The sequence below is a fragment of the cyanobacterium endosymbiont of Epithemia turgida isolate EtSB Lake Yunoko genome, assembly GCF_000829235.1.
Classification (GTDB): Bacteria; Cyanobacteriota; Cyanobacteriia; order Cyanobacteriales; family Microcystaceae; genus Rippkaea.
In genome coordinates this window covers 578,228-590,572 of the sequence record NZ_AP012549.1, presented here as the reverse complement: position 1 = coordinate 590,572, position 12,345 = coordinate 578,228, and the positions used below count along the sequence as shown (strand labels likewise).

General features: G+C 34.1%; 6 protein-coding genes and 1 pseudogene. 5 read left to right on the top strand and 2 right to left on the bottom strand.

The genetic code is table 11. The annotated features are described in order from the left end of the window. Nucleotide 1: 1 nt before the first annotated feature. Together ETSB_RS01690 and ETSB_RS01685 are read right to left on the bottom strand one after the other, a co-directional pair. Complete coding sequence (locus ETSB_RS01690) at nt 2–1,426, bottom strand: TonB family protein (RefSeq protein ID WP_052470606.1); 1,425 nt, start codon at nt 1,424–1,426, stop codon at nt 2–4. A 380-nt stretch (nt 1,427–1,806) separates the two neighbouring features. Next, nucleotides 1,807–3,021 carry an HhoA/HhoB/HtrA family serine endopeptidase gene (locus tag ETSB_RS01685; protein WP_044105915.1) on the bottom strand — a complete coding sequence of 405 codons (1,215 nt, stop codon included), beginning with the start codon at nt 3,019–3,021 and terminating at the stop codon, nt 1,807–1,809. A gap of 1,121 nt (nt 3,022–4,142) precedes the next feature. Here ETSB_RS01685 and ETSB_RS08780 point away from each other — a divergent pair. From ETSB_RS08780 to ETSB_RS01660, 5 genes and pseudogenes are all read left to right on the top strand, one after another. Further along, the gene (locus tag ETSB_RS08780) at nt 4,143–4,361 is read left to right on the top strand and encodes a hypothetical protein (protein WP_052470605.1); all 219 of its coding nucleotides are present in this window, start codon (nt 4,143–4,145) and stop codon (nt 4,359–4,361) included. Between the two features lie 950 nt (nt 4,362–5,311). Next, a pseudogene (locus ETSB_RS01675) lies at nt 5,312–5,498 on the top strand (HlyD family efflux transporter periplasmic adaptor subunit); the annotation flags it as partial. Nucleotides 5,499–5,727: 229 nt separating this feature from the next. Beyond that, complete coding sequence (locus tag ETSB_RS01670; RefSeq protein WP_044105913.1) at nt 5,728–6,990, top strand: ATP-grasp domain-containing protein; 1,263 nt, start codon at nt 5,728–5,730, stop codon at nt 6,988–6,990. Nucleotides 6,991–7,103: 113 nt separating this feature from the next. After that, a complete protein-coding gene (locus ETSB_RS01665) occupies nt 7,104–8,006 on the top strand; it encodes a succinate--CoA ligase subunit alpha (protein WP_044105912.1) in 903 nt (300 codons plus the stop codon). 1,898 nt (nt 8,007–9,904) lie between these two features. Continuing rightward, nucleotides 9,905–10,885, top strand: coding sequence for an NAD-dependent epimerase (locus ETSB_RS01660; protein ID WP_044105911.1), 981 nt, complete (start codon nt 9,905–9,907; stop codon nt 10,883–10,885). Nucleotides 10,886–12,345: the final 1,460 nt, after the last annotated feature.

Sequence of the window (12,345 nt, the reverse complement as noted above, 5' to 3'; positions counted from 1 at the left end):
CCTATTTTTTAATACTAGGAGGGAGAGGGGGAGTATTTTGGCTAAAGGTTGGAATAGTAGTCGGCTCGAGCTTGCTATCAGAAGTCGGTTTTGCTGACTTAACTGGAGTCTCTGGGGTTGACATTTCTCGAATTGTCGGCTCGAGCTTGCTATCAGAAGTCGGTTTTGCTGATTCAACTGGAGTCTCTGGGATTGACATTTCTCGAATTGTTGGCTCGAGCTTGCTATCAGAAGTCGGTTTTGCTGATTCAACTGGAGTCTCTGGGGTTGTAGATTCGTCTGGTTGGTTCTGTGGACTTTGGGTAACAGCAGGACAAATTTTTGGATCAAGACTAAAAGATATCCTAACTCGGTAGTGTTGAAGTTGACCGTCTGTACTAAAATTAGTAGACTTAATTTGATTAAAAGCTTGTTGGTTCAAGAGTCCATAACCTGAACTTTTAATGAGATAAGGATTTTTAGCTACATTACCCTCAGGGTTAACAGTGATACCATAAATGGCTGTCCCCTCTAAATGTCTTAAACAAGCTGCTTTGGGATAATCTCCTCTTAAAGCTTGCCAATTCTCTTTTTTAGTAACAGAACTGCCTATCTTCGCCATCCACTGGACATCATTGCGTCTTGCATCTTCATTAGTTGTATTATTCTTGTTATAACGAAGATTGTCTGCTCCTTCAATTGTCTCACGTAATAAATTATTGATCAGTCTATCTTTTCGGGCTTGCTCTGCATTGAAAGCTATTTTAGGGGGCGTAACATTACGAAAAATAGGTTTTTGTAAAGTAGGTGTGTGGTCAAGATCACCTCTATCTTGATTAATTAATTGATCAATGGTAACTGGAGCTTTCGACAGACCAAAATCTGGTTTTTTAGAAATAGGTGGAAATCTAGAAGTTGAAGATTGGGAGTTGTCCAGCTTAGAAGTAGGCTGAGGGGAGAGAGACAGTCTTGAAGGAAGATTTGGAAGAGAAGAAGTTGGTAGTGATCGTTGTGGTTTAGGAAGTGGTCTAGGAAAAGAAGGACGAGCAGAATTTAGGGACGGAAGAGCTGGTAACGCGGGTAAAGCAGGAGGTGCGGGTAAAGCTGGTAACGCGGGTAAAGCATTAAAAGTGTTGGGCGCGGCGGAAGGGCTTAAGGAAAAAGAGTCTAAGACGGGTATATCGGTGGGGAAACTCTTAGGAAAGTTATGTATATCCAACAATGGCAACTGATCTGGTAAACGTGTTATTTCAGCAGAGGTTAATTCGATTATTTCAACATCACGTTGATTATGATGGTCCGACTTTTGTAATGGGTTTAAGTCAGTTAAGTTAGGAAGCAGCAGACCTAACAACAACGCATGAATCCCAGCTGATGTTATCACGGATACACTATTAGAGTTAAATACTCTAATGGACATGGGTTTAATAAAAAGAGTGGAAGTCATAATCGTTATTTAATCCGTTCCGCAATTATGCCTAAGTTTATTGTCTATAATAGACTATAGAATAAGTTGAATCCCTGTGAACACCATGTCGATATTTTGATGAATACAGATAACGGTTTAAGATTAAAACAATAACGTTAATGGTCTATTATCGATTAATACTTATTTATGTAATCGCTACGCAAATTATAGTTCCTATCTTTAAACCATGATTTTAAAATTGATACACCATCTCAGTTTAAAGTTATAGTTTTTCCTCGTCAGATTTCGAAATAGTTTTTGACTTGCAGGCGATTCATGATTTCCTAACATAACCTCTTGAATCAATTGTCAAGGTGTGGCAAATTAACTATCATAGCGGGCCTAGCCGCCGTGGTTATTTAGGGTGTTCCTTGTAGTTGGGCAGTTTTTACCGTTAAATAAATAATGTGATCGCCACGGTAAAGTTGAAGCTTTAAAGGAGCATTGAGACCAGAATCTTCTACAATGGACTGTAATTCACTACCATCAGTCACCAGTTTTCCATTAACTCCTACAATGACGTCACCTCGACGGATTCCGGCTCTAGCAGCAGGAGTATTAGGAACAACTTGTACTACCAAAATTCCTTCAACTTCAGGAATAAGAATGGGTGAGTTAGAATTTTTGTTATTTTCCCGAGCTAATTCAGGAGTAAGATTAATCATCTGTACCCCAATGTAGGGGTGAGGAACTTTTTGTCCACTGACTAAAATATTTTGTAAAGCTTTGGCCTTATTGATGGGAATAGCAAAACCGATTCCCATTGCGTCAGCACGAATAGCGGTATTAATGCCAATTACTTCCCCTTGGGAATTTAAGAGAGGACCTCCAGAATTACCTGGGTTAATTGCCGCATCAGTTTGAATGAAATCGAGACGCTTATCGGGAATTCCCGCTTTAGCGGCTGAACGACCGATGGTACTAATAATACCCAAGGTAACAGTATTATCCAACCCGACTGGATTCCCTACGGCAATCGCCCAATCTCCTACTTTAAGATTAGCTGAGTTTCCTAAAGGAGCAACTGGCAATTTATCTTCTTGGGTAGATATTTTCACCACCGCTAAGTCAGTGACTTCATCGGTTCCTCGAACTTGTCCATTAAAAGTCCGCCCATCTTTAAGAGTAACAGTGACTTTATCAGCCTTGTTTACTACATGAGCATTGGTTAAAATTATCCCATTTCCGTCAATAATAAACCCCGAACCTTGTCCCGTAATTTTTTGTTCTTGAGGAAGAGGAGAGCGAAATTGTTCTCCAAAAAATTCACGAAAGAAAGGATCGTTAAAAACTGGATCAATGCTTCGAGTGACAACTGTTTCCGTATCAATGCGAACCACTGCAGAACCAGTGCGGGCTACAGCTGTGGAGACAAAGCTATCACGATCTCCAGCAACGAGAACTTTAGCTAAATTTAAGGGAGCCGAAGTATTTTCCTGATTATCTAGGGATGATTCCAAAAAAGGTTCAGCTTGAGACGAAAGAAAGTGGAAGCCACCAAAGCACAGAAGCATACCGAGTAAAAGTGATATTAGGTAACTACTCAATTGACATAGCAGTTTTGTAAACTTCATAATTTTTGTAAAACCTCAAACCGGTTGAATCGACTATATTAGTTGGATACGCTTTGTTATCCGTTCTGGCGAGTCGCGTAAGCTTACAGCGCTGGACTTCTACACCATTAACCTAACATTTTGAGGATGTTTTGATAGGCTGTTTAATGTGTCTTCACTTAAATACAGGATACATAGTTTTTTTAAAAAAGCTCATTAAATTATAATGGTATACCAACATTCAAGCAGGTTTACAATAGCTATTAGCTATAATATAGACTGATACAATTAGTTGGAAGTAATATGGCTAAGACTTATTATAAGTTAAAGTACCACACCTTGCAGTAGCGTAGAATTACTCTTCTTTTTGTGGGTTGCTTTTCGAGGCTTTTAAAATTTTAGGTAAGATTCTTAGTATTCCTCACTTCATTTGCCCCTAACATTAAAAATGACTTGAATCGGAGTCTATAATAAGTTGGGTTAGTCTAATGTGAAGAATTCCATGTAAAAAGGTGATCGTCTCCACCGAATATATTCCCATAACTTTATAACAACGAGAATTTTAAACTCTCATAGAGAAATATCCAGTCTTTCCGAAATTTTTAGAGAGCAAGGCACTTTTCCTGAACTGTTTGAGCAACTTAACATTCGACTAGAACAACATGCTCAAAGTTCAAGAAACTTCAAAGAGTTAGCTATATAGGTCCTGAGTGATACCCAGATTTACTATTTATCAGCAGGAAATTTAGCCTCCGAGGTATTGATTTTTCTACAAAATCCTAAAATTTTATGGTTAGTGAGTAGATGGAGAAAAATTGTCAACTACCCCGTTAGTAGTTGTGTCCCTCAAAATGGGAGAAATCTCCCCTTTAACAAGGACAGGAAACCAACCCGCTTGTTTAATCGAATTACCTGTTCAATAGCAACAACTATCAAAGGTTGAAACAATGAAATCATGATTTAGAGATAACCAATAGCGAATAGAAGTAGGTTTGCCCGACACCATTGACTTGGAATCATAAATTTTCTATGCTGATGCCGAACTTGTAGGAACAAGGGGTAAAACCTATCCGTTAATGCGATGTAATACCCGTCTAGACCTAGGAATTACTTGTTTCAAAATGCTGACTTAGTATTTCGGTATGCCCTTCCGTCGTCGTCCGAATCTGATTTGTCGAATCTTAGTTGATCAATTGCAACGCACAGGAAGTTTATCATTCCCTTTATATGGAGTAATTGTTGAAGTAATAGGACTCCATACCCAACTGATTACCATTTTAGGCAAATCGTTTATCCAACTGGAAACTTCTGCCCTAGTCCTTCGGCAAGAAAGTCTTGCTGTACTTTATGAAGTTTTATGAAGTTAGCAATCATAATTTTATGATCGCCGTTTATGAGCTAGAAATAATTAGAATTAACCCACAAAATTTCCTGTAAACTCAGGGAGAAGAAAGAGAAGTTTTCCTATTACAACCTACTAAAGATACTTCCCAAAAGCGGTTTGACTTAAATTGGTTTATCCCATCCTTAATTCAATACCGTTAGGTGTTAATTGGAATCTTAATTGTTTCTTTTTTTGTCCCATTGTTCAGTTTAGCTAATACCTTAATGATTTGGGTGATTTTTGATAAGATAATTGTCCACAATTAATATGCATATATTAAAAGCTTTTCGCTTATTATTGCTATTTTTGAAGTTATATTAACTATTATGCGGACCTATCTGTTTATCGATATGATTGGTCGTATTGACATGAATTCAGGCTCAGAAATTATCGATTACTTGTTATGTTTACCATGACGCTATGTTGAAAAACGACCTGTAGAAGAAATTGCCACTCGAATCAATGAACTCGAAAAGATCCAAAAAATTCTCACTGGAACACCTTTAACTGTGATACTTGATTGAGTTTTCTTTATCATCATTGTGGCTATGGTCTTCTATTGTCCTCTGCTGATCTTAGTGGCTTTGGCTATTATCCCGATTTTTGTGGTAGTGACTTGAATTTTCCCAAACTATCCACCGTCAACTACGGACAAAAGCTGAGCGTAATACCTCGACTCAATCCTATTAAGTTGAGATGATGTCAGTAATTAAAATTGTTTAAAGATCAAAGTATGGAATTGCATTCACGTTGGCAATGACAATATAAATACTCCCGTTATGTTTTAGCTGGATTTAATACCGTAATCACCTCCACCTTCGCTACTTCCATCAGCAAGTTCCTCAATGAGATCTCTGAATTGCTGGCATTGTGGGTAAAAGTTTATTTAGTTTTGGAAGGGAAACTAATCCTGGGATAATTAATCGCTGTTATCACTTTCCCAGTAAAATTAAATTAGATCAACAATTTTTAAAAGTTCACGATCGTGAAATTCCTTTGCAATCAGGAATATCCGTTATTGTAAATATTAAAGTTCGAGAGAATCGCGCGGTAATGAGTCTAATAACTGAACTCTTTAGAAAACAAAGTAGAGAATCTCAAACAGGTCCGTTAATCAAGCATGTTGATGGGAAGCATTCGACTTTTTTCTATCTTATTAGAAGAGTATTTATTTTGATGTAATATCTTCAAGTTCTAAAATTTTTATGAATTACTTGGTATAGTCTTGTTTTCTACTTTTTTCTTGATAATTTTATGATAAATTCCATTTCAGAGAATGTAGAACACTAATTGGCATATTCTCCTATTTTTCTAAAAACTATACTTATAAGATTAAAAGTGTTATGTATTTACTTGAATATCAAGCTAAAAAACTTTTTCATCAGGTGGGTATTCCTATTTTACCCTCCCAACCTATCGTTAATCTTAGTGAAATTAAACACCTTCATATTCCTTATCCTGTCGTGTTAAAGTCACAAGTCCGTTCTGGAGGTCGTGGACAAGCCGGGGGCATTCGTTTTGTGGAAAATACGATCGATGCAATCGTAGCTGCCCAAGCCATTTTTAGTCTGGCAATTTTAGGAGAATATCCAGAAGTTATTCTTGCAGAAGCTCGCTACGATACCAAATCTGAATTTTTTCTTTCGGTTCTGCTTGATTATAAACTTCAGCGTCCAGTTTTACTTGGTTCACCCAAAGGAGGAATCGATGTAGAAACTCTCCTCAAACATATGGAAAAAGTGGTAGTCGATAGCGACTTTTCGCCCTTTTATGCCCGCCGTTTAGCCGTAAAAATGGGACTCAAAGGGGAACTAATCCAGACTGTGAGTTCCATTTTTGAAAAAATGTACCAGATTTTTCGGGAGAAGGATTTAGATTTGATTGAAATAAACCCTTTGGCAGTGAGTCCAACTGGAGAAGTTATGGCCCTCGATGGGAAAATTGCGGTTAATGATGCAGCTTTGTCTCGCCATCGAGATCTAGTAGAATTACTCACATCTTCTAAACCAGAAACTTCGTCAATGATATTCGAACCTGTTATCCCTAAACCTTTAACTCTCCCTAAAGTTTCCGTGATTAAAGCCACCTCAGGAGAGGGTAATATCGGTATCATTAGTAATGGCTGGGGATTAACCCTTACTAGTTGGGAGCTGTTAGTTCATAAACAAGTTAATCCCGCCTCTGGTTGGATGCTCAGCGAACAGGAAGGATTAATATCTCTTATCGATCAGTTAACTACCGCCTTAGAACAAGCCATTAAATCGACTCATATAAAAGTTCTGTTAATTAATATTTTGGGTAGTCTTGAGACTTCCGGAGCAATTGCAAAAGGGATCGCTGATTATTTTCAACCTTATCTGAAACGCGAGACGGACTTCCGTGAAGACCTTTTCCCAAGAGCCACCAGAACTAGTTTTTTTGAGCATCAACAGGATAGTCAATCCCAAAATCGTCTGTCCCGAGTTACGAAACTACCATCTTTAGTGGTTCGTTTGCTCGGGGATGATCTTGACTCAATTAAAGAAAGTCTTTTTGGATTAGACATTAATTTAACTGAGGATTTAGGACAAGCGATCACTACAACGGTTTCACTAGCTAAAGCTTAAAAAAATAGGTCTCCCTCACCCCAGTCTAGGTAAAACTCAATCAAACATTAGGTTATTTTCTAATTTAATCTGACTAAAATTGCAATTCAATTACACGACGACTATATTGATTTATGAAATGGCAAGCTAATAGTAAAGTTATTATCCAGGGAATTACAACTCCTCTGGGTACCATCTACGGAAAACAAATGAAAGCTTTTGGAATGAATATTGTAGCTGGAATTAGTATAAACGATGACAGTCCAAAAATAGATGGAATTCCAGTCTTTAACTTAGTAGAACAAGCTGTCAGTGAGTTCAAAAATATCGATATTAGTGTTATTTTTACACCCCCCTATAAAGTCTTGGATGCAGCTTTAGAAGCAATGGCTTCAGGAATTAGACAACTGGTGATTGTATCCGGGGGGGTTCCTCCTCTAGATATGGTTGACCTTCTCCATAAAGCACAAGTTAACCAGACTTTTATCTTGGGTTCAGGCAGTCAGGGGTTACTTGTTCCTAATCAGTTTTGGTTGGGTATATGTGAGCATGCCTTTTATAGTCCGGGCTCTGTGGGGATTGTTAGTCGTTGTGATCGCCTAGTCGATGAAGTAGCTAGGGAATTAACCCGAGCTAAGTTAGGCCAGTCTCTCGTTGTTAGTTTAGGCAAAGATTTCATTATTGGCTCAAATTTTGAGCATTGGTTACAGATACTCGAAGAGGACAGTACCACTGAAGTAATTGTTCTTTTAGGAAGAGGTAATAGCCATGCTGAATTCTGTGCGGCTGAATACATTGCCTCAGCTGTCGAAAAACCTGTGATTGCTTATATTACTGGGCTTGATACTCCCATAGAACATAATTTTCGGGATGCTCAAACAATTGTAGCTGCTCAACTCTCTTCGTCAGTGATACAAAATTCACCCGAAGAGTCCATTATAGATAGTTTTGAAAAAGCTAAGATAAAAGTAGCTCAACATCCCGCTGAGATTATTAAGCTAGTTAAAATGTCCATCTCTCAGAAATCCTTTGTTTAGACAAAGGATTAAAGTAATCAAAAGTCTTAACCTTAATTAAATCAACGTTGACATCAACACGTAAACACTTTCTGCCTAGCTTTATAGTTTGAACAGTCATTGTAGAAACAACCCTAAATACGGTCGTGACAATCTACTTGTGATAGTAGGGAAATAATCTAGGTGAAAACGATGTCTGTAAAGCCTAATAAAACCTAATAATATACCCAACTTAGTTTAAGTAAACTAAGTTGGGTATATCTAAAAAGTAAACCTTCTATGGAATCAAGAAGATAATATTTACTTTGAACAGTTTCACAATTATGGACTATAAAAAATAGTGTGCTTATTGTACAAAAAAAATTAGTTGTAGTATAAAATTAATCAAAAAGATAATAGATTAGGATAGGAGAAGAAGAGGTTAAAAATTTCAGTAATTAGAATTTGAAGTAAAAAGTAAAAAACCTTTTTAAAAACCTATAATTAACTTGATGAATTAGCCCATTAATTAAAATTAAGACCAGAATATAGATGAATATGGATAGTACTTCCCTGAAAGAAGCTTATTGGAGAAAAAAATATATTGAAAAAGTCTAAGTACAAAGATAGAAAAATCAATTTAAAATCCTCAGATACTATTGAAATAGTACTATATTAAAATATAGCAAAAAAGGACTATTTAACAGATTTAATAAAAGAGATTTGCTAAAACCCTCAAAAGTAGAAGACTGAAAAAATTATAACTAACCTGCAAATATTTTGTTAGTTATCAAATAATTAGTATTATTCTTATTTTCTATGATTTTAGTGGGAATATTTGTGGAATATGGGCTCATTTTTGTGTCTGTTTACTTTAAAATATCTAAATCAAAACTGTTTTGGGGAGGATACTAGACGGTGCGAATAAAACTCAAATAAATGCCTATAGAACTCGTCCACATCCAGAATTTTCCCTTGAATTTTAACATTAGTCTAATATGTTGCTTTAGATGAAAGGGTTTCCCGTATCTAAACTCTACGAAAGCATTGGCCACTATGCCCCGGTATACTATTTTTTCATGATGGACAAGTATGTGAAGATTATTTAAGAAAGTTGTCTCCCTAGCCTGTAATTACTTCTATTTGTTACCGACAAGACAAAGATGCTACTAGTGAAACTAATGTTGCTACTGGACTAAACCTGAATATACTGATCTTAATCAGACAAATCAATTTATTTCTATTAACCAGTTTGCACAACAGAAATTTATAAAAGCAGAGTGGACTGAAGAAAAAATTGTGGTTAAGTGTATTTGATTGATAAAAATTAGGCCATGGAAGAGGATAAAAGTGATTATACTCTTTTTTTGTCGATTTTTTGCAAGAAGAGAACTCAATGTCCTTTTAAGAACCTAAGAACAGTTTAATTACCCAATTTCCCTGAAAATTTTTGAGTAGTCTTTTTTATTTGACTAAGCAATAGAGGCTACTCAAAAATTTTATGAAGTTAGGACGGCTAGGCTATCGATCAACGTCAAAAGTTTATTAATTAATGAGAAAAGCTATGTTTCTAGTGTTTTCCTTAAAATTGCATAAAATCTTCAGTTAAGTAGTAATTAAGACTTTTTTACAGAGACTCTTGTTATTGCCTCTAATACTGAATCGATTATCAGATTAGTTGAGCACAGTCCTACTGCACTTCTTTTTGATCCTAACAATTCAAGCGATTTAGCCGTTAAAATAGAGTGGTTATAGAAATATCTAGTTGAGTACGATGGAATGTATTATACAGTTAAAATAAAGTCTAAAACCCAATATACAGAAAAGACAAACTATAGTCGGATAACATCAATTTATGCTCCGGTCCTTAAATAAAAACTTAATAAAATCCATGATTCATTGATGATTTAATTTTTAATTAAAACCTTTAATAAATAAAAATGAAAATTTTAATTACAGGCGTAGCTGGCTTTATTGGATATCATTTAGCACAACGATTATTAGTAGAAGGATACCAAATATATGGAATTGACAATCTCAATAACTATTATGATGTTACCCTTAAGCAGGCTCGTCTAGAGCAATTATTATGCCAAAATAATTTTGAATTTAACTGTTTAGATGTTAGCCATCGATCTTTGGTTATAGATCTATTTCAAGAATATTCTTTTGAATATGTTATTCATCTAGCTGCCCAGGCTGGAGTTCGTTATTCCCTGGAAAACCCTGAAGCTTATATTGATAGTAACTTAGTAGGATTTGCTAATCTTTTAGAAGGCTGTCGTCACAACTATATTAATCACTTAGTTTTTGCTTCTTCTAGTTCAGTTTATGGTTCTAACAAAAAGGTTCCTTTTTCTGTTACTGATAATGTAGATAGACCAGTTTCTCTTTATGCAGCTACTAAAAAAGCGAATGAATTAATGGCTTATACCTACAGTCATTTATATCAAATTCCTATTACTGGATTGCGCTTTTTTACTGTGTATGGTCCTTGGGGAAGACCGGATATGGCATATTTTAAATTTGTTCGAGAGATCACAGAAAAAAAACCTATTGACGTTTATAATTATGGTAGGATGAAACGTGATTTTACCTACATTGATGATGTTATTGAAGCTATGGTAAGGATTATCCCTAAGTCTCCCTTAAATACTATTAATCAACCACCATATAAAATTTATAATCTTGGAAATAATAACCCAGTAGAATTAAAAGAATTTATTGAGGCAATTGAAACAGCCTTAAATATGAAAGCCGTAAAAAACTTCTTACCTATGCAACCTGGAGATGTTGTATCGACTTATGCTGATATAGACGAATTAGTCAACGATATCGGGTTCAGACCAATGACTAAAATTACCCAAGGTCTTCAACAATTTGTTGCATGGTATCAAGACTTTTATAAATATCATGATTAATGATTATTTTATTTTCGTTTATTATAAAAGATAAAAATAATTATACTTAAATAAAGTTAGTAAACTTATCAGTTATAAACTATTGAACAAAAAACAGAAAACAGTCAAAACAGAAACCTAAAAAAATATCGGATATTAAAGATTTGAACTCCTCAATATTTAACAAAAATATATGTATATATTCAAGATATATTATTTACTTACCAATATTATCCTTAAATGTAAACTATTTAGTATAAGTCTCTAAATTAGGAGAAGTGCTACTTTTATTTTTAACTCAAATAGCAGAAGGATACTAAATATTATATAGAATAAAATACATCAGATTTTTAGACATAGGACAAGTTTCAGTTAATGAAAGACAAAACTTATCTAGTTTTATTTGAAAGGATATGACTATTTTTAGGTATTTTCAAGAGCTAGGGATAATTCTTGCTTTTTAAGACAAGGAAAGTGAAATTATTGTTTTTTATACAAACAAGTGGAAAGTTAAGATCTGTTCTCTATTACATTCTCTTCAAATGTGAGTTTTACGTAGCATATTTAGTATAAATAAAAAGACTTTAACTTATATATTTTTTTATAAATAAATACTGTTAATTTTTTAAAAAATTAAATATTTAAGTCTACTAGAATTTTTTATAAAAATTACTTAAGACTATTCTGGATTTGATTAAAGAAAACATTAAACTTAGTCTTAATAAGAAAACTGTATAATTGCTAATGTTATTAAGTCCATCAACTTAATAGCAAGTATATGATTGAAGTTAGTTATAAAAAAGAAGATTTTTTAATATCTCTATGTAGATTTAGTAGAAGTCAAAGCTTAGCTTGGAGCCAACTTACTTTTTTAAGTTAAGACACTAATTAATAGCTGAGTTAGTCCCACTTATTTAACATTACTATCAAGATGAATATAAAGAGTATTGTACTTATCTTATTGCTTCTAATTATAGATTAAATTTTTTTTATAGTCTGGCATATTTACCTAAGGTTTTTAAAAAATGTATTGGTAATCATCTTGATACTATATTCTTTTTAAAAGTTTCTAATACGCTAGATATCATTTAATAATTTAGAACATTATTTACGAGTACTACTATTATTTTATCCTAGCTTTTATTACATAAATATTTTATTTTTTAAGCAGACAGCGATAAATAGATTTTATTTAAAAAATATTTAATTTGTATCGTTTAAATCAATATTTTTAAAACAAAATACAGATAGTCCAAATTAATAAAAGAATATACCACCAAAAGCTTATATTTATTGTAGGTTAACTACCAGTTAAATATATAAAAACAACGATTAATAATTTTTTACAAAAAACCTGCATGTCTTAAAACTAATATTCATTAGATTAAATTTCATAAATATGAAAAGATATTTATATAATAATTAAGCTTTTTCAAAAATAAAAGAATAGCTAACAAAAAAATTCAGATACAAAATATCTT

What these genes read in the sequence shown, in the direction of transcription:
- ETSB_RS01660 (WP_044105911.1), top strand. Translation starts at nt 9,905, where the DNA reads ATGAAAATTTTAATTACAGGCGTAGCTGGCTTTATTGGATATCATTTA.
- ETSB_RS01670 (WP_044105913.1), top strand. Translation starts at nt 5,728, where the DNA reads ATGTATTTACTTGAATATCAAGCTAAAAAACTTTTTCATCAGGTGGGT.
- ETSB_RS01690 (WP_052470606.1), bottom strand. Translation starts at nt 1,426, where the DNA reads ATGACTTCCACTCTTTTTATTAAACCCATGTCCATTAGAGTATTTAAC.
- ETSB_RS08780 (WP_052470605.1), top strand. Translation starts at nt 4,143, where the DNA reads ATGCCCTTCCGTCGTCGTCCGAATCTGATTTGTCGAATCTTAGTTGAT.
- ETSB_RS01665 (WP_044105912.1), top strand. Translation starts at nt 7,104, where the DNA reads ATGAAATGGCAAGCTAATAGTAAAGTTATTATCCAGGGAATTACAACT.
- ETSB_RS01685 (WP_044105915.1), bottom strand. Translation starts at nt 3,021, where the DNA reads ATGAAGTTTACAAAACTGCTATGTCAATTGAGTAGTTACCTAATATCA.